Origin of the sequence: Streptomyces sp. WMMC940 (genome assembly GCF_027460265.1) — a bacterium.
Taxonomy (GTDB): Bacteria; Actinomycetota; Actinomycetes; order Streptomycetales; family Streptomycetaceae; genus Streptomyces.
Genome location: NZ_JAPZBC010000001.1, coordinates 433,636 through 459,768 on the forward strand (window position 1 = coordinate 433,636; position 26,133 = coordinate 459,768).

Below are 26,133 nucleotides of genomic sequence, written 5' to 3' on the forward strand. Positions count from 1 at the left end.
CGGGAGCAGAGGAACCACCCGACGGATGGGGCGATCACCATGACCACGGCAGCACACACCTCCCCCAAGATCCCTCGATCCCCCGTGCACGCCGTCCGGGGCGCCGCGGCCGGCCTCGTCGACGGCGCCGTGCCCCACGGCTCAAGGACGCCGCCGGCTGACGTCACCGATTCGTAAGGTCCGGTCCGCTGCCCGCTCGAGCCGCCGCCACTACCATCGCCATCGGTCCCGACCCTTCAGGAGCCCTCCTTGCGCACCCGCATCCTCCTCCCGGCCGCCCTCGCTGCCGCCGTGCTCACTCTGACCGCATGCGGCTCGGACGAAGACTCCGCGTCAGCCGGCGACACGGGTGCCTCCCCCACCAAGGCGTCTTCCCCCACGGGTTCGCCCGCCGGCTCCCTCGACAGCGGCGGCGGCTCGCAGGGCGCAAAGGTCCCCGAGGCGCTGGACTTCACCGCCACCACCGTGGACGGCAAACCGTTCGACGCGAAGACCCTCGCGGGCAAGCCCACCGTGCTGTGGTTCTGGGCACCCTGGTGCCCGACGTGCAAGGGCCAGGCCGCCGAAACCGCCAAGGTCGCCGCCGCCAACCAGGGCAGGGCGAACGTCGTCGGCGTCGCGGGCCTGGACGAGAGCGCCGCCATGCGCGACTTCGTCTCCGACACCGGCACCAGCGCCTTCCCCCACCTCTCCGACGAGAGCGGCGAGGTGTGGAAGCGGTTCGAAATCACCCAGCAGAGCTACTACGTGATCCTCGACCGGACGGGAAGGACCGTCCACGAGGGCGTACTCCCCGGCGGCAAGGGCCTGGCGGAGAAGCTCTCCGCCCTCACCGGCTGAACCGTCATGGCCGACCTGCCCCTGGCCGTCGCGCTCGGCGCCGGGATACTCGCCGCCGTCAACCCCTGCGGCTTCGCCCTGCTCCCCGCCTACCTCTCCCTGCTCGTCCTCGGCGACGACACCCCCAGCCGCACCGTCGCCGTCGGCCGGGCACTCGCCGCCACCACAGCGATGACCATCGGCTTCGCCGCCTTCTTCGGCATCTTCGGACTCGTCATCCAGCCCGTCGCCGGCCAGGTCCAGCAACACCTGCCCTGGTTCACCATCGCCTTCGGCCTGCTCATCACCGCCGCCGGAGCATGGCTCCTCGCAGGCCGCCAACTGCCCACCCCGGCCCCGAAGCTCCGTCGCGCCCCCACCGTCACACGCTCCGCGCCCTCCATGGCACTGTTCGGCATGGCGTACGCCACCGCCTCCCTCGGCTGCACCATCGCCCCCTTCCTCGCCATCGTCGTCTCCGCCTTCCGCAGCGGCTCCACCACGGAGGGCGTCGTCCTGTTCGCGGCCTACGCCGCCGGGATGGGCCTGATCGTCGGGGTGGCCTCCCTGACCGTCGCCCTCACCCGCACCACGGCGGTCACCCGCCTGCGCCGCCTCGGCGCGATCGCCCCGCGACTCGGCGGCGGCCTGCTCCTCCTGGTCGGCGCGTACGTCGCCTACTACGGCTGGTACGAGATCCGCGCCCAGGGCGACCCCACCACCACTGACCCGGTCGTCGACGCGGCGACCGGCATCCAGCGAGTCGCTGCCGACGCCCTGGATTCAGCCGGGCCGGCCGTGATCGCCGTGCTCTTCGCGCTCCTGCTCCTCACTCCTCTTCTGATCCGGCGCCGCAAGCGCACGAGTCGGGACACCGGCCTGCAAACGTGATCAAGGGCCTCCTGGCAGGAGGAGGGTCGCCGGGCACCCTGCCGTGGAGGCGGTGCCGGTCGTCTTCGGCCGGGCGTGCCGGGAAAGCCGTGCCCGATCCGACCCGGCAGAACCGGGCCCTCCGCTTCCGCCGTCGGCCGGCGGCCCGTCATCCGGGTGGCGAGGCGTTGGCCGGCCCACGACGAGCAGGCACTGGCCGATGACGGCCCGGGGCGCGGCCCGGCCGGGATCCTGACCCGCACGGTCTAAACGCAGGCCAGGGACGCTTCACGGCCGGCAACGGCCGGTGCGAGGGTGGTCGTCCGTCGGACATCCCGCGTCCGACGCCTTCCGTGTACTCGAAACCTGTTCTAGTTTGCCGGGTATGTGGATGACGTGGACACGTCGAACACTGGTCGGCCTGGGCCTCGCGGCCGCGTTGACACTGGGTGCGCCGCCCGGCGCGCAGGCGCACGAGGAGCGTGAAGTCGCGTTCCCCGACGGTTCGGGAAGCGTTCCCGCGTACCGCGAGGGCGAACCCGACCTCCTGGTCTGCAAGACCGACACGGCGGCCTTCGAGCGGCGCGTGTCCCGGTTCCCCGACGCCCTGCGCGAGCGGAATCTCCGGCTCTACGAGAGGTGTCTCGGCGAGGGGTTCCGGCATCTGCAGCAGGCGGTGGACGCCGTCGACAGACCCGGCATGAGCATCGCCGTCCTGCCCGGCCGCTACGAGGAGGAGCCCTCCCAACCGGAGCCCAAGGGCGACTGCGCCCGGCTCAAGGCCCGCAAATCGGCCCTGGGATATCAGATCCTGTCCTACGCACAGCAGCAGCAGTGCCCCCACAACCAGAATCTCGTGGCCGTCCTCGGCAAGAGGGACCTGCAGATCGAGGGAACGGGCGCGGGCCCGCTCGACGTGGTCGTGGACGCCGGCTACCGCAAGCTCAACGCGATCCGGGCCGACGGTTCCGACGGAGTCTACTTCCGCAACTTCACCGCTCAGCGCACCACCTTCAACTCACTGTACGTGCTCGGTGTGGACGGGTTCGTCATCGACCGGGTGCTCACCCGCTGGAACGACGAGTACGGCTTCCTCACCTTCGCGAGCGACCACGGGCTGTACCGCGACTGCGAGTCGTACGGGAACGGAGACTCGGGGATCTACCCGGGCAGCGCGTCGGACATCAACAGCGGGCGCGGCCACGACGTGCCGCGCTACTCCATCGAGATCACCGGCTGCCGCAGTCACCACAATCTGCTCGGCTACTCGGGGACCGCGGGCGACTCGGTGTGGGCCCACGACAACGAGTTCGACCACAACATGGCCGGTGCGTCGATGGACAGTGTGTTTCCGGGCCATCCGGGCCTCCCCCAGAACCACGCCAGATTCGAACGCAACCTCATCCACGACAACAACCAGAACTACTACCGGTACGTCAGGGACGGCACGTGCGCCAGACCTCCCGCCGAACGCGGCTACGAGCAGGGCGTCGTGTGCCCACAGACCTCGGTCCCTCCCGGAACCGGGGTGATCGTCGCCGGTGGCAACTGGAACGTGTTCGAGGGCAACTGGGTCTACGGACACCAGCGCACCGCGTTCCATCTCAACGCCGTTCCCGCCTTCCTGCGCGGTGAGGACGCCTGGTCCCGTCAGGCCGACACCTCGCACCACAACCGGTTCCGTGACAACCACCTGGGCAGGGCGAGGAGCGGCGAGTCCAGACCCAACCGGACGGACGTCTGGTGGGACGGCCAGGGCACGGACAACTGCTGGCAGGACACGGGAGACAGCAGCCCGCGAGCCCTGCCCCGGTGCCGGAACGACACCGGCGCCGCCCTCGGGGGATCGCACCGGATCGTGGGCGAACCCATGAAGGTCGTCCAGTTGCTGGTCTGCTCCGACTACAACGTTCAGGCGCGGCGGCTGCCGGCGGGCTGCGACTGGTACGGAGCCCGGGGCCTCGCCCGTATCGAGGTGCAGCTCGCGCTCGGCGTCGCCGCCGTGCTCGCCGTGGTGGGAGGGTTCCTGTGGTGGCGCAGACTGCGCGGCAACCTCCTGGTCACCGCGGCCACCGCGCTCGGCGCGGCGGGGCTCGTACTCGACGTCGCGAGCGAGACGACGGCACTCGCCCCGACGGTGGCCGGGCCCCTGGCGCTCCTGCTGATCGGGGTCTGGCTGACCGCAACCGGTCTGGGGTTGCGGCACAGCAGCCGCGCCTTCGGGACGACGACCGTGGTGCTGGGACTCCTGACGCTGCTGGACGCCTTCGAGCGGGCCTTCGTGATGATTCCGTGGACTCCCCTCGGCCCGGCGTGGCTGCGAGGTCTGCTGGGACTCGTCTGGGTCCTGTGGGCGGTGGCCGCCTCGGCACGACCGGGGGGCCGGGGCCGGTCCGCCTCCCCGTCCGCGGACGACCCGGCCCGGGTCTCCCCGTGAGGGCCTGGGGTGCGGGTCGCGTCCCGGGAAGGGCCGGGATGATCTGGGCGGCGGCCGCGGCCCTCGCCCTGGGATCGGCCTGTACGGAGCGGCCCACCACCCATCACGGCCCCGGAACGAGCCACGATGTCGCCACAGACGGTGCCGGGACGCTCCTGGGCGCCCCGGGCACGGGACACCACGAACGGCTTCGGCAGGTGCCCGCCGCGGATGCTCCGACCGTCACCCTGACCGTCCGGGCGGACGCGGACGACGGATGGAACGTCCGTATCGATACCGGGCGCTTCCGCTTCAGCCCGGACAGCGTGGGCGGTGCTGCCGTCCTGGGCAGCGGACACGCCCACCTCTTCGCGGACGGCAAGAAGGTCGCCCGCGTGTACGGCCGCTGGCACCATCTGCCCGCGGACGACGTACCTCCCGGCACCAAGGCGCTCTCCGTCCGGCTCTACGCGGACGACCACACGGCATGGGCCGTCGGCGGGGTCGCCGTACAGGCCACCGCACGCCTGCCCGAGCCCCCTCCCGACGACCGTCCGGTGGGGGAACAGCCGGACAGAACGGCCGACTTCACCATCACCGCGGGCGTCGTCAGACCGGAGCCGGGCCGGATCGAGCTGAGAAAGGGCGACCTGCTGGCCATCCGCGTCACCAGCGACACGGACGACGAACTGCATGTGCACGGCGTGAACCGCACGGCGGAGGTCGAGGCCGGTCGCACCACCACACTCCGGGTCGCCCTGGACCGTTCGGGGCTGTTCGAGGTGGAGATGCACCGGTCCGGTCTGGTGCTGACGCAACTGGCCGTCCGATGAGCGGTTCGACCGGCCTCGCCCACGGCGTCGGCGCCGGGCACGACCTGCCGATCCCCGCCTTCCACGCCTACGCGGGAGCGTTCGCCGCCCTGCTCGTCTCCTTCCTCGCGCTGGGACTTCTCTGGCCCCGTTCGCGTTTCCGGGGCGACCGCGCCGGGCGTCCCCTGCCGGCCCGCGTGCAGCGCTGGGCGAGGGCGCCCGCCCTCCGTGCCGGCCTGCGCGTACTGGGGCTCGCCGCCACCGCCACGGTCCTCCTCCACCTTCTGCTCGGCCCGGACGACCCCGAACGCAATCCGGCCCCCGGAGCGGTCTACGTCCTGCTGTGGGTGGGCCTGGTCCCCGCCTCGCTCCTGCTCGGACCGGTGTGGCGGCTCCTCAACCCACTGCGCACGCTGCACGCACTGGGCTGCCGGGTGGTTCACCGCTCCCCGGCGGAGCCGCACCGCCCGCTCCCGCAGCGAATCGGCTACTGGCCCACGGCCGCCGGGCTGCTCGCTTTCACCTGGCTCGAACTCGCCTCTCCCGCCCCAGCCTCGACCACCGCCCTGCTCGCCTTTCTGCTCGCTCACGCGTCCGTGCACCTCGCAGGCGCCGCGGTCTTCGGCAGCGACTGGTTCGACCGGTGCGACGCGTTCGAGGCCTACTCCGGACTCCTCTCGCGGCTGGCCCCGATCGGCCGCCGCGCGGACGGGCAACTCGTCGTGCGGAGCCCGCTGCACGGTCTGGACGGCACTCCCCCGGCACCGGGGCTGGTGGCCGTCATGTGCGTGCTGCTCGGCAGCACGGCCTACGACGGGATGTCCGACACACCGTCATGGATCACCACACTGCAGACGTCGCCACTGGGCCGCACCGCCACGGCCACGCTCGGGCTTCTGGGCAGCACGGCCGCCGTCGCCGCCGTCTACGTCGTCGGTGCCGGTGCGGCCCGCCTCGTGGCCGGGCCCGTGCGCCGGCCGCTCACCACGTTCGCGCACGCCCTGCTGCCGATCGCCATCGGCTATCTGGTCGCCCACTACTGCTCGCTCCTCGCCGTCGAGGGGCCGCGCACCGTACTGACCGCGATGGGTTCCGATCCGGCCGACCCGCCCGGGCCGGAACCCCCGTTCAGCCCCGGGACCCTTGCCACTCTGCAGGTGGCGTCGGTGGTCACCGGACATGTCCTGGGCGTCGTGGCGGCACACGACAGATCGGTACGCGTCCACCCTCCGGACCGGGCGCTGGCGGGGGAGGTCCCCCTCCTGGTTCTGATGATCGTGTACACGCTCGGCGGCATCGGGCTGCTCATCAGCTGACCGGGGGCCCCGGCGAAAACCCGCCCGCCGCGAATCCCGCCGGGGCAACGTCCGCTCCCGCGGCGTCTTCGCCGTCGCCGATTCCGACGAGTGGGCCGACTCCACCAAAGGCCCCTTCGACTCCACCCTCATCAGCCCTCGTCGGGCCACGACCGGCGGTTCAGCGCTCACCCTGAGCCACCGGTCGCACTACCGCTCCTGGCCCGGCCACCGGGCCGAGGTCCGGATGTCCCTCGAGGGGGCCCCTGGGCGACGGTCAGGAGCCGCCGGCGCACCGCTCCGGCCTCCGGCGAATCGATGCACATCGACATGCCCGCGAGCACCACCGACATCCGGGGGGCTTCCGCTACCGCGGAAGCAACGACTGGTACCGGGCGGTGGACGGCGTTCGCGGCGGCCCGGCGCGCTGAACCGTCCCGTCGGACGGTCCGGCCCCGTCGAGGCGGGGCCGGACCGGGCGCGGTCAGGCGACGAGGTCCCGCACCTTCGTGTAGTTCCCGTGGTCGTCGTTCATGCTGTTGTGGGACTTGCATCCCACCGACGTGTTGGCCGCGCCGCTCAGTTTCGCCGACTCGTCCGGGTTGATGGCGGCGTCACACGTGGACCAGAGGGTGGCGTAGTCGACCGCACCCGGGGTTTCGTCGTCGGCGTTGAGGCTCTTCAGGAAGCTGCTCCCGATGACCATTTCCTTGCACGAGGTGTAGAAGGAGCAGAAGAACGTGACGTCCGTCCCGTGGTTCACTCCGGCGACAGAGACGAAGTCGTCGACGTACGAGGTGCCGCCGTGGGACTTGAGGTACCAGCGGGAGCTCAGCGCGCCCATCGAATGGGCGACGATGTCGACCTTCTCGGCGCCCGTGGCGGCGAGTACCTGCTGCACCTTCACCGCCAGTTGCGACGCCGTGGTCTTGTTGGACTGCTTCCAGTCGTAGGACCAGGTGTGCAGCTCCGACGCCGCGTACCCGTCCGCCTTGAACTTGCCGACCCAGTCGTTCCAGGTGCCGGCCGAGCTGCTGAGACCGTGCACGAACAGGACCGGGTTGCGCGTCGCCGCATGTGCGGGGGGTACGGCGACGAGCGGCGCCAGAACCGCGGCGGTGGCCGCGGCGAGCGTTGCGGTGCGTCTCATGTGTGACTCCGATGTCTGGCCATGCCTGGTCCGCGTTCGACCTCGGGCATGGGTGGGAGGTGGGGTCACCGGCCGGTGGCATCGGGGAATCTGACACAGCATCACCAGTTACCGCAAGGTAACTGCACATGTCTTTTCGCCCGGGAGGCAAACGCGGTGCCCGGGCGTCAACGGCTGGGGAAGTCGGTCAGGTACCGATCACGCCTGGTGGTGTCGGCGACGCAGCTCCCGCGGACTGGTCCCGAAACGCCGGCGGAAGGCGGTGCTCAGGGCGCTGGCCGAGGAGAAGCCCATGGCGCACGCGAGTTCACTGATCGTCATGTGCGCGTACTCGGCACGCTGGAGGCGGTCGCGGACCACGCGCAGGCGTTCCTCGCGGATCACTTCGCGCGGCGTGGTCCCGGCCCGCTGGAGGGCCAGTTGGATCTGGCGGAGCGACCAGCCGAGCGCTCGCGCCATGGACGTCCCCGTGAGTCCCGGATCGGTGGCGTGGTCCCGTGCGTAGCGACGGACGACAGCCTCGACCTCGGCCAGGTGGCCGGGAACGTCCGGGCGGTCGTCACCGGCGGCGAGCATGCACAGCAGCTCGACCGCGCGGTCCGTGACGGCGTTGAACTGCGCGGCGTCGAGGTGGGTGCGCTCGTCGTACAGGCCGACCACCATGCCGTGCAGGACGCGTCCCAGACCGGTGGACAAGTCCACTCCGGTCGAGAGGGGGGACTTCCGGTTGAGCGGGCCGTCGATCTCGCAGGCGGGTATGGACAGGATGACGCCCCTCAACATCGGGTCGTGCCGCAGTGCGAAGGGGGCGTCCAACGGCACCAGCCTTCCCGAGCCCGGGGTCAGCCGGACCTGCCGGTCGTTCTGACGAATCGTCAACTCACCCTCGACCGGGAACACGAACCGGTAGTCCGGAGCGGGCGCCTGGCGCACCAGCCCGGGCGTCCGGACGTACTCGACCCGATCACTTCGCCAGGTGATGAGGTCGTAGGTGTCGCTGCGCTGGCTGGTCATCTCGCCGATGAAGCAGTCCGGTCGGGCATAGCGGAAATCCAGCCGGGTGTGGTGGAAGTCGACCTGCTCGCTCCACGAGTCGGCCCGTTCCCGCGGCTCGACATGCGCCGTCGTCCGTTCGACCAGACTGTACGTTCTCCCACGCAAAGCGCCCCTCCGCCGTCACGCGTCCCTGCCGTACCGAAGGCCGATCCGACGGTCCAGCGGCCATCCGCGCGGGCATCGTAGTGCAGACGGCCGGACCGGGTCCCCATGCTGACCGCACTGCGGACGGCAGGGACGGACCGCGGCCGACCGACCTCTCCGGAGGACCTCTGCGTCTGACGGCAAGTTCTCTGCGCGTGAGGTGTAGTACGCGCGTCCGACCGGAACTAACGTCAGGCGCTCCCGCAGGGTTCAAGCCGTCTTGAGGACTTCATGACTGAACGAATACCGGACGCGGTGCTGTGGTGCCTGGCCGTCGGCCTGCTCGCCCTCGCCGTGCTCCTGGTACGGCAGCGCGGGATCAGCGCGCGGCAGAGAAGGCGGAACGAGGAGCTGGCGGACGGCCTGCGAACCCGGGAAGAGGAGCTCCGCCACCTGATCACCGTACGGCTGCCGGCCCTCGAGGAGTCGGCGGGCCGGTCCGTACCCGGCGTCGGGCTCCTCGACAACCGGCTGGCGGAGACGGAGTTCGCGAAGTGCCTGGACGGCGTGCTCGCACGGTTCACCGAGGCCGTGGAGAACGCACAGGCCCGTGCCGACCGGTCGGCGAAGGCGGCGCTGAAGTCCTCGATGCGCTCGATCCAGGCCCTGGCCAACGAACAGCAGGTGGCCATCTCGGAGATGCAGGACCGCCACGACCACCCCGACGTCCTGCGGGATCTCCTGGAAGTCGACCACGCGAACGCCCAGTTCGGCCGCCGCGCCCAAGCCATCGCCGTGTTGTGCGGATCCTGGCCGGGGCGGCAGCGGACGGCGTCCGGGCTGGTCGAGGTGGTGCGCGGAGCCACGTCGCGGATCCGTGACTACCGCCGGATCCGGATCCGCGGTGAGGTGGACATCGCTGTCGAGAGCCGAGCCGTGGAGCCCGTGGTCCTGGCCGTCGCGGAGCTGCTCGACAACGCGGCGCGCCACTCGCAACCCACCACCCAGGTCGAGGTGGGCGTCCAGGCAGTCCACAACGGCGCCTGCATCGTGATCGACGACGCGGGAGTCGGAATGGACGCGCAGGCGTCGGAGAAGGCCTCGGTGCTGCTGTCCGGCAGGCGCACGGTGGACGTCACCCGGCTCGAGGACCCTCCACAGTTCGGGTTCGCGGTCATCGGGGTCCTCGCCCATCGGTACGGGTTCGGCGTCCGCGTGGACACCCAGTCCCCGTACGGGGGCGTACGCGCCGTCGTGTTCCTCCCGAGCGTCCTGCTCACGCGTCCGGAGGACTCCGACGGGCTTCCCACCGCGTCCGTGGCTGCGGCCCGCGGTGCGTCAGGTCCCGCCCGGGCGCCCGAGCCGGCGGCCCCCGCGGCGACGACCGCGGGCGGTCTCCCGAAGCGCCGCCGCCGCGCGGCGCAGCATCCCGCGACGGCACAGCGGGCGCCGGACCCCGCCGAGGAGGCCGACACCCGGTCCGCCGAGGAGACCGCCAGGCGGATCGGTGCGTTCGCACGCGGCACTCTGCACGGCCGTGCCACCCAGGCCGCCGACCACGAAGACGAAGGGGACGACCGAGGATGATCGAGCCCGGGAACAGCGATGTGGGCTGGATGCTCGATGAGGTCCTGAAGGTGCCCGAGGCCCTGCACGCGATCCTGCTCTCGGCGGACGGCATGCTCCGGGCCCACTCCGCGGACATCGGCAGGGACGACGCCGAGCGGCTGGCGGCCGGGCTCTCCGGCCTGCAGTCCATCAGCCGCAGTACGGCCGAGTTCTGCGGACACGACGACAGCCCGTGGCGGCAGACCCTCATCGAGTTCGCCCACGGCTACGTGTTCCTCGTCGCCGCAGGCGAGGGCGCCTACCTCGCGGTCTCCACGACGGAGAACGTGGACATGGAGGCGGTCACGTACCGCATGCACAAACTGGTCGACCGGCTCGGCAAGGAGCTGACCAGTCCGGCTCGGCATGGAACCGGCATCCGGGCATGACGCCACCCAGGAGCCGCCCCGGCGGAAGGCTGGTACGGCCCTACGTGGTCACGGAGGGCCGCGCTCACCCGAGCCGCGGCACCCTGGACCTCGTCACACTCCTGATCGCCTCCGAGGGGCAGTCCCTCGCCGGTCTGGGGCCCGAGAAGCGACGTATCGCGGAGCTCTGCGGACCGGGGGCACTGTCGGTGGCGGAGGTGGCCGGACATCTGTCGCTGCCGGTCAGCGTCACGAGGGTCCTGGTGGCCGACCTCCTGGACAGCGGACACATCGTCACCCTCGCGCCGGTCCCGGCCGCCCTGCCGTCCGATGCCCGAATCCTGCAGGAGGTGCTCGATGGGCTCCGCACCCGCCTCTGAGTCCGAAGACGTCCACCTCCGGCCGGGCGTGCAGACCGCCGTCAAGATCCTTGTGGTCGGCCACTTCGCGGTCGGCAAGACCACCTTCGTGGGGACGTTGTCCGAGATCCGTCCGCTGCGCACCGAGGAGGTGATGACCGAAGCAGGCGCCCTGGTCGACGACCTGGAGGGCACCCACGACAAGACGACCACCACCGTGGCCCTCGACTTCGGCCGCCTCACGCTCAGCGACGCTCTTGTGCTGTACCTCTTCGGCACCCCCGGGCAGCAGCGGTTCACCGAGCTCTGGCGCGACATGTCCCGGGGCGCGCTCGGCGCACTCGTCCTGGCGGACACCCGCCGCCTTCAACACTCGTTCGACGTCATGGGCGTCCTGGAGGAACTCGGCCTGCCCTACGCGGTGGCCCTCAACGAATTCGACGGCGCACCCCGGCACCCGCTGAACGAGGTGCGGGAGGCCCTCGACCTGCTCCCGGAAACCCCCCTCGTCCGCTGTGACGCCCGCGACCGCGATTCCTCGACCCGGGCACTGGTCTCCCTCGTCGAGCACCTGCTGACCCGCACGAGCGAACTGGAGCACGCATGACCCCTGAATCGACACCCGACCCCGAGTCCGGCTGCCCCCGCCACGAGCTGCTGTACGGGCCCGGTTTCGCAGCGGATCCGGCCGCCGCGTACCGGCGCATGCGGCAGGCCGGACCGGCCGCCCCGGTCGAGCTGTCGCCCGGGGTGCGGGCCACCCTCGTCACCGGCTACGACGCCGCACTCCACGTGCTGCGCAGTCCCGAGACGTTCTCGAAGGACTCCCGCCGCTGGCGCGACATGGCCGACGGCACCGTGCCCGCGGACAGCCCGGTCGCGCCGATGATGGCCTACCGGCCGAACGCCCTGCTGACCGACGGGCCGGAACACCGGCGACTGCGCGAAGCGATCACGGACAGCCTGGGCGGCGTGGAGCCCAGCGCCCTGCGCGGCTACGTCGGGCAGAGCGCCGATGCGCTCATCGACCGCATCGCCGCGGACGGGGAGGCGGATCTGCTCGGCGCCTACGCCCGGCCCCTGCCGCTTCTGGTGCTCAACCAACTCTTCGGCTGTCCGCCCGAGTACGGCGAGCGGTTGGTCGAGGGAATGGCCGGCATCTTCGAACTCGTCGAAGCAGAGAAGGCGAACGAGCTCCTCACCCGAACCGTCGGCGAACTGATCGCACTCAAACGCGAGACTCCGGGGAAGGACGTGACCTCCCGGCTCATCGCCCATCCCGCGCGGCTGACGGACGAGGAACTCGTCCACACCCTGGTGCTGCTCATCGGTGCCGGCACCGAGCCCGAGCAGAATCTGATCGCGAACAGCCTGCGCCTACTGCTGTCGGACGACCGATTCGCGGGCAGTCTTTCGGGCGGCAGCCTGCCCGTGGAGGACGCCCTCGACGAAGTGCTGTGGACCGACCCGCCCATGGCGAACTACGCCGTCCACTTCCCCGTGCACGACGTCGTGTACGAAGGGACGCTGCTGAAGGAGGGCCACCCCGTCGTCATCAGCTTCGCCGCCGCGAACACGGACCCTGCCCTGGTGGTCGACCAGCGCACGGGCAACCGCGCCCACCTGGCGTGGAGCGCGGGCCCGCATTCCTGTCCCGCACAGGGCGCGGCTCGGCTGATCGCCGCCGTGGCCATCGAGAAGCTCCTCGACCGGCTGCCCGACATGGAACTCGCCGTTCCCGTCCGGGACCTCGAGTGGCGGCAGGGCCCCTTCCACCGCGCGCTCGCCGCTCTGCCCGTGCGTTTCCAGCCCGTCGCCGTCACCCGCTCCGAAGAGGATGAGCGGCCTGCGGGTGACGGCGGGTCCACGGGGCCGGCCAGGCACACCTCCGCACCGCCCGGAGGGCGCCGGAGTACGCCGGTGACCACTGCGCCCAAGAGTGGCTGGGCCCGGCTGCTGGCCTGGTGGCGGGGAGAGTGATCAGGTGAGGCGTACGGGCAGGGACCGGTGGCCGTTGGAGATGAACGACTCCACGGGCAGCAGTTCCTCCGAGGGCACGGCGAGGGTGAGCCCGGGGAAACGGCCGAACAGCGCGGGAAGTGCGATGCGGGCCTCCAGGCGGCCGAGCGGGGCGCCGAGGCAGTGGTGCACCCCGTACCCGAACGCCAGGTGGTCCTTGTCCACACGGGTGACGTCGAAACGATCGGCGTCGTTCCCGTACCGCTGGGGATCGCGCCCCGCGGCGGCGTAGGCGGCGAGGATGGCCTCTCCCGCGCGGATCACCGTCCCTTCCGGGCCTCCGAGTTCACCGAGTTCGATGTCCTCCACGGCGTACCGCAACGGCAGACTGGCCACCGGTGCGTCCGCACGCAGGGTCTCTTCGACGGCGTCGTCCCACGTGGCCCGTCCCTCGCGGACGTGCGCGAGCTGCTCGGGGTGGGTCAGCAGGGCGTGCACGGCGTTGTCGATGAGATTGACCGTGGTCTCGTGACCGGCACCGATCATGAGCACCAGGGTGTCGAGCAGTTCCTGCTCACTGAGCCGGGCACTGCTCCCGTCGTCGCGGGCCGCGAGGAGGTTGGTGGTCAGGTCGTCTCCCGGCGATTTCCGCTTGTCCTCGACGAGTTCCCCCATCACGGCGTAGAGACGGGCGTAGTTGGCGGTGACCTCGTCGGGCTCGGCGGCGGTGTGGAAGAGGCTGTCCACGATCTCTCGCAGATCCACCGCCCTGTCGCGGGGCAGACCGAACAGCTCACTGATCACCTGGATCGGCAGCGGATAGCAGAACTCCTCGCGCAGATCGACCACCTCGCCGTGTCTCCCCACTTCGGCGACACGGTCCAGCAGCTTGCCGGTGATCTCCTCGATGCGCGGTCTCAACGCGGCCGTGCGCCGCGCGGTGAAGGCGCTGGAGACCAGGGTCCGCAGGCGTTTGTGCTCGGTGCCGTAGGCAGTGAACATGTTCTGCACGGCGACCCAGGCGAACAGCGGCCAGTCCGGGGAGATCTGTCCGTCGATCCAGAGCGGCCAGTGCCGGCGCGGATCCTTGGACACCCGCGCGTCGGTGAGCAGCCGCTTGAGGAGTGCGGGACTGCTGACCGCGAACGCTCCCACGGCATCCGGAAGTTCGACCCGCGCCACCGGCCCTCTCTCACGCATCCGAGAGCCCTCACCGTGGATGTCCCGACCCGCCGGGTCCATCGCCATCGGGCACTGATCTGGCATGGAACGCCCCTCCGGTACTCGACTGCGAACACGTTCGGTGACGCTACTCCCGCGTAGGGAAGTCATTCCCAGGCACGCTCGCGGCATGCGCACTGCGCCAAGTTCCCTGCGCACAGCGGAAAGTGCCGAGCGGGTCCCGGCCGGCGCGTGCGGGCGCCGCGTGGTCCCGCCCGGAAACGTCCGTGTCCCGGAAGGCGGGGTCCGCCTTCCGGGACACGCAGCCGGCCGCCCGACGGCGCCGCACCGCCGGGGTCCGACGACCGGGTACGAACGACCGGTCAGGTGGAGGTGGTCAGGCCACCGGCGCCGGGTAGGTCGGGTACTCCACCCCGGAGACGTGCTGGACGACGCGGATCACCTGGCACGAGTAGCCGAACTCGTTGTCGTACCAGAGGTAGAGGATCGCGTTGTCGCCGTCGACCTTCGTGGCCCCGGCGTCGACGATCGACGCGTGGCGCGAGCCGATGAAGTCGTTGGAGACCGCGTCGGGGGCGGTGATGAAGTCGATCTGGCGCTTGAGCGGCGAGGTCAGCGACACATGGCGGAGGTAGTCCAGGACTTCCTCGCGCGTGGTCTCGCGGCCGAGCCGCAGGCTCAGGATCGCGATCGAGACGTCCGGTACCGGGACGCGGATCGAGCTGCCGGTGATCGGCGCCTTGAGGTCGGGCAGCGCCTTGGCCACGGCGGAGGCGGCCCCGGTCTCGGTGATGACCATGTTGAGCGGGGCGGAACGGCCGCGGCGGTCGGCCTTGTGGTAATTGTCCAGCAGATTCTGGTCGTTGGTGAACGAGTGGACGGTCTCCACGTGACCGCGCAGGACACCGTACTCGTCCGCCATGGCCTTCAGCGGCGGGACGATCGCGTTGGTGGTGCAGGACGCGCAGGACAGGATCTGCTCGTCAGGCTTGATCGTGTCGTGGTTGACGCCGTGCACGATGTTCGGGACGTCGCCCTTGCCCGGGGCGGTCAGGACGACCTTGTCGATACCGGGGCGGAGATGTGTCGACAGGCCCTCGCGGTCCCGCCACTTGCCCGTGTTGTCGATGAGGATGGCGTCCTTGATGCCGTAGGTCGTGTAGTCGACCTCCGACGGGTCGCCGGCGTAGATGACCTTGATCTCGTTGCCGTTGGCGATGATCGTGCTGTTCGCCTCGTCCACGGTGATCGTGCCCTGGAACTGACCGTGGATCGAGTCCCGGCGCAGCAGCGACGCACGCTTGACGATGTCCTGGTCACCGCCCCGGCGGACGACGATGGCACGCAGCCGGAGGCCGTTGCCGGAACCGGCCTTCTCGATGAGCAGACGGGCGACGAGCCGGCCGATGCGGCCGAAGCCGTAAAGCACCACGTCGCGCGGCTGACGGCGCTCGATCTTGTTGTCGCCCGTGGCCCCCGAGACGGCCTCCGCGGTGAACTCCTCCACCGAGAGACCACGGTCGTCGGTCCGGTACGTGGCGGCGAGCATGCCGATGTCGATCTGGGAAGGCCCGAGATCGAGTTCGGTGAGGGCCTGCAGGAAGGGAAGCGTCTCGGTGACCGAGAGCTCCTCGCCGGCGATCTGGCGGGCGAATCGATGGGTCTTCAGGATGCTGACCACCGACTTGTTCACCAGGGAGCGGCTGTGCAGCAGGACGGTGACGTCCCGCTCACGGTGCAGCTTCCCGATGATCGGGATCATCGACTCCGCGATCTCCTCGCGATGCTTCCAGTTTGTGAACGAGTCCTCGTTGACAGTCACAGATTTATCTTTCGAGCTAGGCGGTGCTCATATGCTAACCCGCCTTTCATCTGACCCTTCAGAGGGTCCCGTCCGGGAGCGGACGACCGCCGCACCACCACGGAGCACATCACCTCACAACGGGTATACGGGAGGATCCGAACCCTCTCCGGTCGCAGAACGTGGCGATGGGGCGACGCTCCGGGATGGACAGGCCGTCGGGCGTGACGTTACCTAGGCTTGCGCTTAGGGCACGCGCGATCCACGGGGGTCCCGGGCGCGGGACGAGCGACGCGCACCGGGCCCGCGCAGTGGGACACAGGGCAGGCCATCGAGCCATGACGACGAGCAGGCGCTCTGACCGGAGTGCACGTCCTCCGCAGATCGGAGCTCCGCGGAGCGAGAAGACGATCATGAGCGACAGCAGGGCGGACGACGTCTACCAGCCGACCGGTGACAACGAGGAACAGGGCGACGCGGCCCACTTGGACCTCGAGGACGCGCTGGACGAACCGGACTACGACCAGATACTCGACCAGGGCTACTCGCCACCGGAGAGGCCGTTCGGCGTCAACAAGGTGGGTACGACGGGGGCGGAACAGCGCGAGGGCGAGACACTCGACCAGCGGCTGGCGGTGGAGCTCCCCGATGTCGCCGCGGACGACTGGGACGGCATCGGCGACCTGCCGGGCGGTGATGGCGAGCCGATCGACGACGAGGTCGGCTCCTGGCGCGCGGGGCGGCTCGTCGCCCCCGACGAGGGCACCCGGCCGGACACGGACAAGCAGCTCTTCGCCTCCGACGTGGGCATCGACGCGGGAGCCGCCGGCGCGGAGGAGGCGGCGGTGCACGTCGTGTTCGAGGAGGACGGCGGCGAACCGCCCGACGACGAGTCGTGACCGGGTGACGGGACTCGGGGCGTTGCCCGCACGGCCACCATGTGTGCCGTCCGGAAAGCGGGGCACGCGGATGTCCGGGGACGGGAAAAGCGAGCTTCTTCCGGAATTCCCGTCCGCCGCCGAGGAACACCCGAGGTGAGGAGCACCGGTGAGCGAGCACATGTGGGCCTACGTACCGACCAGCGGGCACAACCGCGACGACGACCTGACGGGTTATCGGGTGGAGGCGACCGACGGGGACATCGGCAAGGTCGACAAGCACTCCAACGAGGTCGGCTCCCAGTACATCGTCGTCGACACCGGGGTGTGGATCTTCGGCAAGGAAGTGCTACTGCCGGCCGGCACCATCACGGTCGTCGACCACGACGAGAGGCGGATCATCGTGTCCCGCACGAAGGACGAGATCAAGTCCGCGCCGGAGTTCGACAAGGACAAGCATCTCGGCGACCCGGCCTACCGCGACCAGCTCGGCGGGTACTACGGCTCCGGCCACTGAGCCGCCGGGCCACGCCGTCCGCTGGGCACGTCCCGTACACCGGGGCGTGCCCAGCGGGCTGTGCGCGCGGGACGACCGGGCAGGCGGTGCACGTCCCGGACACAGGACCGACAGACCGACAGACCGACAGACCGACAGGACAGGACGAGGAGGACGCGCCATGGACGGGGAGAGCCGCAACACCTCCGCGGCACCGGGGGCCGCGGAGCCGCACGAGCCGGACCCCTCCACGGGGAAGCACGCCCCTGAGGGGTCCGGAAGACCCGGCGCGACGGCGATGGCGGCCGGAGCGGACACCGCGCTGCTCAGGGGACTGCGGATCGACGACGCCCGCCCCGAGCAGCCGGTCCTGCTGGACGGTGACGGCACGCCGATCGGCACCTGGCGCGAGAACCATCCCTACGACCACAAGCTGAGCCGCAAAGCCTACGAGCGCGAGAAGCGAGTGCTGCAGATCGAGCTGCTGAAGCTGCAGAAGTGGGTCAGGGACACGGGCCGGCGCATGGTCGTCGTGTGCGAGGGCCGCGACGCGGCGGGCAAGGGCGGCACGATCAAGCGCTTCACCGAACGCCTCAATCCGCGCGGCGCGCGCGTTGTGGCCCTGGACAAACCCACCGAACGGGAGTCCGGCCAGTGGTACTTCCAGCGGTATGTGTCCCACCTCCCCGCCGCCGGCGAGATCGTCTTCTTCGACCGGTCCTGGTACAACCGGGCGGGCGTGGAGCGGGTCATGGACTTCTGCACCCCCGAGGAGTACCGGCACTTCCTCGCCCAGGCACCGGTGTTCGAGAGACTGCTGACGGACGACGGCGTGATGCTGGTGAAGTTCTGGTTCTCGGTGTCCCGCAGTGAGCAGCGCACACGGTTCGCGATCCGCCAGGTCGACCCCGTCCGCCGGTGGAAGCTCTCCCCCACCGACCTCGCGTCGCTCGACCGCTGGGACGACTACACCCGGGCCAAGGTCGACATGTTCCGGGAGACCGACACGCCTCACGCGCCGTGGACCGTGGTGAAGAACAACGACAAACGACGCGGCCGGCTGGAGGCGATGCGGCATCTGCTCCTCCGCGCCGACTACGCGGACAAGGACCCGGAGGCCGCGGGAAAGGCGGACCCGCTGATCATCGGTGCCGCCGACACCCTGCTGGAACGCGGTGAGACACCTGCCGATCTGACCCCCACTCCCCTGGCACCGATCGACGACGGACCCGGCAACCATCCCGGACGGCGGTGACGTTCACGGTGCCGACCCTCGACACGCCGGCCCGGGGCGCCCGCCGTGGCAAGGGGCGGCCCCTCGACGCGCCCCACGGAATCGCCGGTGTGCCTAGAGGAACCGCCGGATCGGGGCGACCGAGGCCTCCTTGAGGCGCTGCACGGCGGCGCGCCGCCTCCAGCGGACGAGATCGATGTCCACGCTGTTCTCGATGTCCTCGTCGAAGTGGGCGTCGAGAGTCGCGGTCAACGACTCGTCGAGGATGGCGAGCATCACCTCCTCGTCGTGGTCCATCGAACGCCGGTTGAAGTTGGTGGAGCCGATCAGGGACGCGACCGAGTCCACCGTCATGACCTTGGCGTGCATCATCGTGGGCTGGTACTGCCGGATGCGCACGCCCGCTTCGAGCAGCGTGGTGTAGTGGTGCTGGCCCGCGAGCTGGCAGGCACGCTGGTCGGTGTGCGGGCCGGGAAGCAGGATCTCCACCAGCACACCGCGGCGAGCTGTCCGGCACAGCAGGTCGACGAAGAACGCGTCGGGCGCGAAGTACGCGGTCGCCAGGCGGAAGCGCTTCTCGGCGGAGGTGAGCATGACGCGGATCAGCGTCTGCATGTCCTGCCATCCGATGCTCGCCGAGCCACGGACCACCTGCACCACGGAGTCGCCGTGCCGGGTGTGCTCGACGAACCGGTCGTGCTCGTCGAACATCTCGTCGTGGCACTCGGCCCAGTTCTGGGCGAACGCCGCCGCGATGCCGTCCACCGCGGGCCCGCGGACCTTGACGTGGGTGTCGCGCCACTCGCGCGGGTTGCGGGCGTCCCCGCACCATTCCTCCGCGATGCCCACTCCACCGGTGAAGGCGGTGTGCTCGTCCACGACCAGTGCCTTGCGGTGGCATCGGTGGTTCTGCTTGAACGGCGACAGCCAGACGGGCTTGCGGAACCAGGCGACCTGGACGCCGGCGTCGTCCATGGCGTCGAGGAGGTCCTGCTCTATCTCCTTCGCCCCGAAGCCGTCGAGCAGCAACCGCACACGCACCCCGGCGCGCGCCCGGTCGGCCAGCACCTCGGCGAAGTCCCGGGCTATCCGCCCCCGCCAGTAGACGAACGTCATCATGTCGACGGTGTGCTCCGCCGCGCGGATCGCCTCCAGCATCGCCGGGAAGATCTCCTGCCCGTTGCGCAACGGCACGAGTTCGTTGCCCTCGGTCGCCGCCACTCCGATCAGCCGCTCGAGTCTGCGTCGCAGCCGCTGGACGGCGATGTCGGCCGGGCCGGTGGCGGGACGTAGGGCGTCTTCGAGAGTCACTTGCGCCTCCAGGCGGCGGGGTCGGCGTTCGGTGTCGTCGTCTCCGACGCGCGGAGGCGGCGGCCGACGGGCCGGTCCGCGGCAGGATCGGCGGCGCGGTGCGGCACGGCGCCGACCGCACTGTAGCCGAGGGTGAAAGGGTCTGCGAGGCCGCGACCAGCGACGGTCCACCGGCGCCGGTGCCCACGGCCCCGTTCCGCCGTCCGGCAGCCCGGGGGAGCCCCGCTGATCCCGCGCGGCGCCGGACCCACCCTGACCGGATCGCGTTCGGCGGCGGCCCCGCCCGACACGTGCCGCGTCCGCCGCACCACAGGCCGCGCCCGTCCGGCGCACCCGTCCGGTCCGCCGGCCGGGGGCACGGTCGCGGCTCACGGTCGACGGCCGCGCGCACCTCGGGTCGTCGGGCCGGCCACTCGGGCGCGGTGTCCGTGCGGGGAACCCGACGGTCGGCCGGTCCCCCCGTCGGTCTCCTACCTCCCCACGGTGCGGATGTCCCCACCGAGCCTGGCGTGCAGAGACCGCACGGTGGCCGGGTGGCCGTAGGCGACCCATCGCGTGCCCGCGAGGTAGATCGCTCCGTCCGGGAGCGTGTCCGCGATCCATGCGTTCCGTTCACCGGTGCCGGTGAACGTCACCAGGACGTACCGCTCGTCGCCGTCCGCGCAGGACGCCAGCCGGTGGCCGGCCTCCTCGGCCTCGAGCGTGGCACGGCAGCCCGCCCTGCCCGCGAGCTCCCCGAGCCTGCCGCCGGGGCGGTCCTCGGGCAAGGGCCGGTGCACCAGTCCCGCTCCCCAGGCGAACAGGGCCACGGCGACGGTCGCGAGGACCAGAGCGAGGACGCGGTCACGGTTCTTGGACGGGCAGTGGGGCACGGGGTCATGGTGCCCCCACGGGCCGGGCAGCACCGCACCCGGGGTGGCCCTCGCCGCCGGGCGGGCCGCGGCGGGCCCGCGCTTCACCCGTCTGCCCCGCGCACGTGCCGTCGGCCGGAAGATCGGTAAGCCTGGGATCCATCACCGGACGGGGACGTGCCCGTTCCTGTTCGGCCCTGTTCGGCGCACTTCCCGTCCGGCGTCGGCAGTGACGCTCCACGGCCCCGGGAGACCGCCATGTCGCACAGTCACGGCAGGACACGCTGGAAGCGCTTCGCCGCGGTGCTGGTCCCCTCGGTGGCCGCCGCGGTGGCCCTGGGCGTCGGCATGGCGGAGGGAGCCCTCGCCGCTTCCTTCCTGATCTCGGGCCGGACGTTCCAGATCAGCGCCGACACGCTGAAGGTCCGGGGGCTCAGCATCTACGGCATGGTCGACGTGACCAGGGACGGCACTCCGGTGCCCGTCACGGTCACCGGCTTCCGCCATGCAGAGATCGGCGGTCTGTGCCAGTCCGTGGTGGTTCCCGTCCCCGTCCTCGGCCCCTACACGCTGAGGCTCACCGGCGGCGAGCGGGACCGGGTCGAGGCGAGGAGCATGTTCATCGACTCCAAGGCCCTGTCTATCGGCCGGGCCGAGTTCGAGGACATCGACACCGGCGTGGCGGCGGGCGCCGTCGACAAGGGACCGATCAGCCCGGGAGACAGGCACTCACGGTACTTCGACCCCGACGGCATCGCCCAGCAGGCCCGGTCGGCCGACCTGACGGACGTGCGGGTGACCGCCGTCGCGGTGACCGCCGCCACGCTCAGCGTTCCCGATCTGACCATGCGTCTCAAGAGGGGAAGCCGCGAATGCTTCTGACCCCCGGGCGCGAGCGCCCATTCCACCGGCTCCCCCGCGCCACGCGGTCGCGGGCACGCATGCTCCTCGGGGCGGTACGGGCCGTCCGGCCGCCCCGGCGCTCCGACGCCGTCGAGGCTCGTCGGCGCTTCCGCGCATGGCGCGGCGCGCGGCCGTTCTGGGCGGGCCTGTTCACGCTCGTCGCGGGCCTGCCCATCGTGTACTTCCCCTATGTACCGCTGAGCCTGTCGGGTATTCCGTTGGCGCTGTCCACCACGGCGGGCGCGGGGGCCCTGCTCACCGGGACACTCCTCGTCGTGCTGGGCCTCAGCATGTGGCTCCGTCCGCAGACGCGTGTGTTCGCCGGGATCACGGCACTGCTCCTGTCGCTCGTCTCCTTCCCCGTCGCCAACTTCGGGGGCCTCTTCCTCGGGCTCCTCGCCGGCCTGATCGGCGGTTCGCTGGCATGCGCCTGGGCAGCACCCCCGGAGAGCGCGAGCGGGACCGCTGTGCCCCCGTACGGCAGGACCCCGTCCTCGGTGCCCTCGGCGGCACGCGAATCGGCCTGAGGCGCCCCGTCGGGCCGGCCCGGGAGCGCGCAGGGCCGCAGCGGCTCGACGACTCCTGACCGCCGATGCGTCTCCGCCGTTCCCACACGGTCCCGGACGTATCGTCACATCGGCCGTCCATATGACAGATCATGGCATTTCGCTCAAAGGACGTTATGGCCGGAACCGTTCGCTCCATGGGCTGCCGCACGAGGTCGCGGTCCCGATCATGGGTGAGTCGGGTCCCCAGGTCCTCCGGAGGTGCTTCGTGATCGCTTTCTGGCCTCGCGGTCTGGACAGGTCGCCCGCTCCGGCCGGACCCGCCCACGTGGTGGCGGCGGTCACCGACGGCGGCGGCGCCCGGGCGACGGTGACGGTGTGCGGCCATGTCACCGGCCTCGACGCCTGCGGGCTGGACGGCACGCTCGTGGCCGCCCTGCAGCAGTCCCGGACGGGACTGGACCTCGATCTGTCGCAGGTGACCTACTGCGACACCGCCGGGCTGCGAATGCTGCTCGATGTGCGCGAGCAGGCTCTGGCCTCGGGGCGGACCGTGCTGGTCACGGTGGCCGGCAGCTTCATGGGGCACCTGCTGGACAAGACCGGAACCGCACAGCTGTTCACCACCGGTACGGAGCCCGCAGGGCCCGACGGCACCCCGCTGGCCTCGGCCGTACGCACCGCACTGCTGCGGGCCGGCTTCCCGCTCACCGGCCGGCCCGGGGTTCCCGGCTTCCTCCATGTCCGCCCCGACGGAGAGGCGGTCGACGTCTTCTGGCGGACCGGCGGCGATCGTGTGGGCACCCGCGCGGCGGACCGGGTCCTCGGCGACGCCGTGGCCGGGGCCCTGACCGGCTCGGGACTGAAGATCGAGCGGCGGACGGACATCGGGGTCCGTGCCGTCGGCGGCACCACGCCGCACACCGGGCCCGCGACCCGACCGGCGGACTGACGCACCGTCACCATGCTCTCGACGACAGACGCCCAGCGGCCCTTGCCGCGACCCCTCGTCATCGTGCACCGGCCCGACGGGTGGGGCGGCAGACGCGTGCGCGTCCATGGCCTCGTCATGGGGCGCGCCTATCACCTGCCGCATGTGGTGGAGTTCATGCGGAGGGCGTGGCTGGACCCCGGTCAGGTGGATGTCCGGGACCCTCGGCAGGTCGAGTGGCGAGGTGGCGGGCCGGACGTCTGGCCCGGCACCGTGTGCGCGCCGACTGCGCCGTGCGGTGAGGAGCGGGCCGGGCCCCGGGTCGCTCCGCCCCGCCCCGGGGACGAGGTCCGCGCGGCGGCGCACGGGACGGAAGCCGAGACGGGGACCGGCCCGGGCCAGGGGCAGGCGGGCCCATGAGATGCAGCGCTCACCCGGCGGGAGCGAGGCGGAGGCCGTGCGACCCTGCGCGGTCGTCCCCGCCGGACGCGTGGCGCCACCGGACGGCCACGTGTTTGACTCTCACGCATGCCAACGATTCTCGGTGCGTCACGGCCCGACCCGGCCGCCTACATGCTGCGGGCAGCAGGCGGCGGCGCCGGGCGAGCGTACGAACAGGAGCTGATCGAGCTGCTGGACGTCCGGCCCGGTCAGACGGTGCTGGACGTCGGGTGCGGGTCGGGTGCGGATCTGCCCGCGCTGGCGGAACGGGTCGGTGGCGCCGGCACCGTGATCGGCGTGGACCACGACCCGGCCATGCTCGCCGAGGCGCGGCGGCGCACGACCGGCCTGCCGGTGATCGACCTCCGCGAGGGGGACGCCCACGCCCTGCCCGTGGCGCCCGGCACGGCGAACCGCGCCAAGGTCGACCGGGTCCTGACGCACGTCGCCGACCCGGTCGCCGTACTGGCGCAACTCCACACGGCCACGCGCCCCGGAGCGCTGGTCGGGCTCGTCGAACCCGACTGGGACACCCTCGCCGTCGACGCGGAGGACCTCGACACGAGCCGGGCGTTCACGCGGTACACGACCTCCGAAGTGGTCCGCAACGCCACGATCGGCCGCAGTCTCGCCCGGCTCGCCGAGCGGGCGGGCTTCGTCGTGCAGACCGTGCTCACCACGACACCCGTCTTCCGGGACTTCGAGGACGCCGACCACATGCTGGGACTGGGCCGTAGCACCCAGCGCGCCATCGAGGAGGGGCACATCGACGCCGCACGCGGCCACAGCTGGTTCGCGTCCCTGTCGGAAGGTCCGTTCTACGCGTCCTTCACCCTGGTCACCGTCGTCTGCTCGCGCTGAGCGAACCCGCCCCACCTCCCGCTCGGCGGCCCGTTCGCCCACGAGGAGGGCCCGCCCGTAACGCGTTCCGTGCCCCCCTCGGGACACGCGCCCGGGAGCGCGGTGCCCGCCGCGCCGGCGGTCCGCTGCGGGCGACGGCCCGCCCCGGCGAGGTGTCGACGGCCGATCGCGGGGCATCCGTCCGCAACCGGCTGCGATCGGCTGCCCGGAGCGTCCCGCTCCGGGCGGCCGGGGCGTCCGGGGTCACACGGAGAATGCGGCCTGGCCGCGGAAGGGCGGTTGACGTGCGCAGTGTGGGTGTCGAGGAAGAACTGCTGTTGGTGGACGCCGAGAGCGGTGAGCCCCGGGCCCTGTCGACGGCCCTGCTGGCCACCGCCTCGCGCGAGGCCGTCCGTGATGACACGGAGGAGGTCTTCGAGGAGGAACTGCACCGGGAGCAACTGGAGTTCGCGACCCGGCCGCACATCGCCATGCCGGACATCGCGGAGGAGATCCGGGGCTGGCGGGCCGAGGCCGCGCGCCATGCGGAGCGGGTGGGCGGTGCGGTGGCCGCGCTGGCCACGTCCCCGCTGCCCGTCAGCCCCTCGATGGGCTTCGGCGAGCGGCACCGCTGGCTGGGCGGGAAGTTCGGCCTGACCGCGCAGGAACAGCTCACCAGCGGCTGCCATGTGCACGTCTCGGTGGAATCCGACGAGGAGGGCGTGGCGGTCCTGGACCGCATCCGGCCGTGGCTGGCCGTGCTCATGGCGATGAGCGCGAACTCCCCGTTCTGGCAGGGCAAGGACACCCGGTACGGCAGCTACCGCAGTCAGGTCTGGGGACGCTGGCCGTCCGCCGGCCCGGTCGACGTCCTCGGCTCGGCGCAGCGCTACCACGAACTGGTGCGGGACCTGCTGGGCACGGGTGTGCTCCGTGACGAGGGCATGGTCTACTTCGACGCCCGGCTGTCCCACCGCTATCCGACCGTCGAGATCCGGGTCGCGGACGTGTGCCTGTCCCCCTCGACGACGGTGCTGCTCGCGACCCTGGCCCGGGGACTGGTGGAAACGGCGGCCCGCGAGTGGCACAAGGGCGAACCGCCCGCCCGGCACGGGACGTCGCTGCTGCGGATGGCGGCCTGGCAGGCGGGACGGTACGGGCTCGAGCACGAGTTGATGCATCCCCTGACCATGCGGCCGGAGCCGGCGGGGAACGTGGTGCGCGCGCTCTTCGACCACGTACGGGACGCCCTCGACGTGACGGGTGATCTTGCGGCGGCCCGGAAGGCCCTCGACGTACTGCTGTCGGAGGGCAACGGGGCGCGGGTCCAGCGGGAGCTGCTGGAGCGGACCGGCAACCTCCGTGATGTCGTCACGGAGTGCGTGCGGCGTACCCAGGGCTGACCGGGCTCCGGGGCGGAGGACGTCAGGCGGCCCTGGGCAGGGGCCGTTCCCGCTCCTCCGGACCGGGCTCCGGCCGGCGGCGCGGGAGGAGGCGTGGACGGCGTCGCGGCCGGGCGTGCCGCGGGGGCTCCGGGACCGCGAACAAGCGGTCCTCGAAGCGGTCCATCGCGATGATCAGGAGCAGAAGCGCGGGGGGAATGAGCACGGCGATGAGAATCACGGGCGTCTCCTCGTGGACTGGAGCTCGCTTTGCCGCCGGAGCGCGAAGCGAACGCCCGTGTTCGTGAAGTTTCTGTGACCGCTCGCGGGCCGGGGCACCGACCCGGGCGGCACCGGCACGAAAGGGCGCCCGGCGTGCCGAGTCCGTCCTTGTGGGCATGTCCGGCAGACCGGCGGCCGTAGCCGGTGCGCCGAGCCAAGGGGCGCCCTGGCGGTGAAGGACGGTCCGGGACGGCGGAGTCGAGGTTCCGGGTGGTCGTCACGGCGGAGCCCCGGGTGGGCGAATCGTCCGTGAGCCGGGCGTAGTTGGCGGGCCACCGGGCCATCAGGTCACCCGTCCC

At 71.4% G+C, this 26,133-nt stretch carries 25 protein-coding genes; 18 read left to right on the forward strand and 7 right to left on the reverse strand.

Annotated elements, in window-relative coordinates:
• Positions 1-249 precede the first annotated feature (249 nt).
• The 5 genes from O7595_RS02020 (at position 250) to O7595_RS02040 (ending at position 6,233) form a co-directional block, all read left to right on the forward strand.
• Positions 250-840: a peroxiredoxin family protein gene (locus tag O7595_RS02020; RefSeq protein WP_269726989.1), complete on the forward strand. Its 591-nt coding sequence runs from the start codon at positions 250-252 to the stop codon at positions 838-840.
• Positions 841-846: 6 nt separating this feature from the next.
• Positions 847-1,710: a cytochrome c biogenesis CcdA family protein gene (locus tag O7595_RS02025; protein WP_269726990.1), complete on the forward strand. Its 864-nt coding sequence runs from the start codon at positions 847-849 to the stop codon at positions 1,708-1,710.
• A 370-nt stretch (positions 1,711-2,080) separates the two neighbouring features.
• Positions 2,081-4,126 (forward strand): right-handed parallel beta-helix repeat-containing protein, encoded by a 2,046-nt coding sequence (locus tag O7595_RS02030; protein WP_269726991.1) that lies wholly within the window; start codon positions 2,081-2,083, stop codon positions 4,124-4,126.
• Between the two features lie 38 nt (positions 4,127-4,164).
• Complete coding sequence (locus tag O7595_RS02035; RefSeq protein WP_269726992.1) at positions 4,165-4,938, forward strand: hypothetical protein; 774 nt, start codon at positions 4,165-4,167, stop codon at positions 4,936-4,938.
• On the forward strand, positions 4,935-6,233 hold the full coding sequence (locus O7595_RS02040; RefSeq protein ID WP_269726993.1) for a hypothetical protein: 1,299 nt from the start codon (positions 4,935-4,937) through the stop codon (positions 6,231-6,233). Before O7595_RS02035 ends, O7595_RS02040 begins: the two co-directional genes overlap by 4 nt.
• A gap of 463 nt (positions 6,234-6,696) precedes the next feature.
• Here the strand turns inward: O7595_RS02040 and O7595_RS02045 are convergent, their stop codons facing one another.
• Positions 6,697-7,362: an esterase/lipase family protein gene (locus O7595_RS02045; protein ID WP_269726994.1), complete on the reverse strand. Its 666-nt coding sequence runs from the start codon at positions 7,360-7,362 to the stop codon at positions 6,697-6,699.
• Between the two features lie 198 nt (positions 7,363-7,560).
• Entirely contained in the window at positions 7,561-8,502 is a 942-nt protein-coding gene (locus O7595_RS02050; RefSeq protein WP_443071806.1) for a helix-turn-helix domain-containing protein, read from the reverse strand.
• Between the two features lie 291 nt (positions 8,503-8,793).
• Between O7595_RS02050 and O7595_RS02055 the strand changes: the two genes are divergently transcribed.
• Genes O7595_RS02055 through O7595_RS02075 form a run of 5 tightly spaced genes read left to right on the forward strand, consistent with a single transcriptional unit; the run spans position 8,794 to position 12,817 of the window.
• On the forward strand, positions 8,794-10,089 hold the full coding sequence (locus O7595_RS02055; protein ID WP_269726996.1) for an ATP-binding protein: 1,296 nt from the start codon (positions 8,794-8,796) through the stop codon (positions 10,087-10,089).
• A complete protein-coding gene (locus O7595_RS02060; protein ID WP_269726997.1) occupies positions 10,086-10,499 on the forward strand; it encodes a roadblock/LC7 domain-containing protein in 414 nt (137 codons plus the stop codon). Before O7595_RS02055 ends, O7595_RS02060 begins: the two co-directional genes overlap by 4 nt.
• On the forward strand, positions 10,496-10,858 hold the full coding sequence (locus O7595_RS02065; RefSeq protein ID WP_269726998.1) for a DUF742 domain-containing protein: 363 nt from the start codon (positions 10,496-10,498) through the stop codon (positions 10,856-10,858). The genes O7595_RS02060 and O7595_RS02065 overlap by 4 nt, the downstream gene beginning before the upstream one ends.
• On the forward strand, positions 10,836-11,444 hold the full coding sequence (locus O7595_RS02070) for a GTP-binding protein (protein WP_269726999.1): 609 nt from the start codon (positions 10,836-10,838) through the stop codon (positions 11,442-11,444). The genes O7595_RS02065 and O7595_RS02070 overlap by 23 nt, the downstream gene beginning before the upstream one ends.
• Positions 11,441-12,817 carry a cytochrome P450 gene (locus tag O7595_RS02075; RefSeq protein ID WP_269727000.1) on the forward strand — a complete coding sequence of 459 codons (1,377 nt, stop codon included), beginning with the start codon at positions 11,441-11,443 and terminating at the stop codon, positions 12,815-12,817. Before O7595_RS02070 ends, O7595_RS02075 begins: the two co-directional genes overlap by 4 nt.
• On the opposite strand, the gene O7595_RS02080 is transcribed toward O7595_RS02075, so the two are convergent.
• Together O7595_RS02080 and O7595_RS02085 are read right to left on the reverse strand one after the other, a co-directional pair.
• A complete protein-coding gene (locus tag O7595_RS02080; RefSeq protein ID WP_269727001.1) occupies positions 12,818-13,996 on the reverse strand; it encodes a cytochrome P450 family protein in 1,179 nt (392 codons plus the stop codon). It lies immediately after the preceding gene.
• Between the two features lie 358 nt (positions 13,997-14,354).
• Positions 14,355-15,800: a glyceraldehyde-3-phosphate dehydrogenase gene (locus O7595_RS02085; RefSeq protein ID WP_269727002.1), complete on the reverse strand. Its 1,446-nt coding sequence runs from the start codon at positions 15,798-15,800 to the stop codon at positions 14,355-14,357.
• 392 nt (positions 15,801-16,192) lie between these two features.
• Here O7595_RS02085 and O7595_RS02090 point away from each other — a divergent pair, with 392 nt between their 5' ends.
• The 3 genes from O7595_RS02090 (at position 16,193) to ppk2 (ending at position 18,408) form a co-directional block, all read left to right on the forward strand.
• Positions 16,193-16,678 carry a DUF5709 domain-containing protein gene (locus O7595_RS02090; protein WP_269727003.1) on the forward strand — a complete coding sequence of 162 codons (486 nt, stop codon included), beginning with the start codon at positions 16,193-16,195 and terminating at the stop codon, positions 16,676-16,678.
• A 148-nt stretch (positions 16,679-16,826) separates the two neighbouring features.
• Complete coding sequence (locus O7595_RS02095; protein ID WP_269727004.1) at positions 16,827-17,174, forward strand: PRC-barrel domain-containing protein; 348 nt, start codon at positions 16,827-16,829, stop codon at positions 17,172-17,174.
• Between the two features lie 277 nt (positions 17,175-17,451).
• Positions 17,452-18,408, forward strand: a complete 957-nt coding sequence (gene ppk2, locus O7595_RS02100) for a polyphosphate kinase 2 (RefSeq protein ID WP_269732333.1) — start codon at positions 17,452-17,454, stop codon at positions 18,406-18,408.
• Between the two features lie 93 nt (positions 18,409-18,501).
• Here ppk2 and O7595_RS02105 read toward each other — a convergent pair whose 3' ends face one another.
• Together O7595_RS02105 and O7595_RS02110 are read right to left on the reverse strand one after the other, a co-directional pair.
• Entirely contained in the window at positions 18,502-19,698 is a 1,197-nt protein-coding gene (locus O7595_RS02105; protein WP_269727005.1) for a phospholipase D-like domain-containing protein, read from the reverse strand.
• Between the two features lie 470 nt (positions 19,699-20,168).
• Positions 20,169-20,570, reverse strand: coding sequence for a hypothetical protein (locus tag O7595_RS02110; RefSeq protein ID WP_269727006.1), 402 nt, complete (start codon positions 20,568-20,570; stop codon positions 20,169-20,171).
• Between the two features lie 237 nt (positions 20,571-20,807).
• Here O7595_RS02110 and O7595_RS02115 point away from each other — a divergent pair, with 237 nt between their 5' ends.
• The 5 genes from O7595_RS02115 to O7595_RS02140 all read left to right on the forward strand — a co-directional run bounded on the left by O7595_RS02115 (position 20,808) and on the right by O7595_RS02140 (position 25,573).
• Complete coding sequence (locus tag O7595_RS02115) at positions 20,808-21,431, forward strand: DUF6230 family protein (RefSeq protein ID WP_269727007.1); 624 nt, start codon at positions 20,808-20,810, stop codon at positions 21,429-21,431.
• On the forward strand, positions 21,422-21,979 hold the full coding sequence (locus O7595_RS02120) for a DUF6114 domain-containing protein (RefSeq protein WP_332328105.1): 558 nt from the start codon (positions 21,422-21,424) through the stop codon (positions 21,977-21,979). The genes O7595_RS02115 and O7595_RS02120 overlap by 10 nt, the downstream gene beginning before the upstream one ends.
• A gap of 247 nt (positions 21,980-22,226) precedes the next feature.
• Positions 22,227-22,910 (forward strand): STAS domain-containing protein, encoded by a 684-nt coding sequence (locus tag O7595_RS02125; protein WP_269727008.1) that lies wholly within the window; start codon positions 22,227-22,229, stop codon positions 22,908-22,910.
• Positions 22,911-23,417: 507 nt separating this feature from the next.
• A complete protein-coding gene (locus O7595_RS02135) occupies positions 23,418-24,191 on the forward strand; it encodes a methyltransferase domain-containing protein (protein WP_269727009.1) in 774 nt (257 codons plus the stop codon).
• A 284-nt stretch (positions 24,192-24,475) separates the two neighbouring features.
• Positions 24,476-25,573 carry a glutamate--cysteine ligase 2 gene (locus tag O7595_RS02140; protein ID WP_269727010.1) on the forward strand — a complete coding sequence of 366 codons (1,098 nt, stop codon included), beginning with the start codon at positions 24,476-24,478 and terminating at the stop codon, positions 25,571-25,573.
• A gap of 22 nt (positions 25,574-25,595) precedes the next feature.
• Here the strand turns inward: O7595_RS02140 and O7595_RS02145 are convergent, their stop codons facing one another.
• The gene (locus O7595_RS02145) at positions 25,596-25,793 is read right to left on the reverse strand and encodes a hypothetical protein (RefSeq protein ID WP_269727011.1); all 198 of its coding nucleotides are present in this window, start codon (positions 25,791-25,793) and stop codon (positions 25,596-25,598) included.
• Positions 25,794-26,133: the final 340 nt, after the last annotated feature.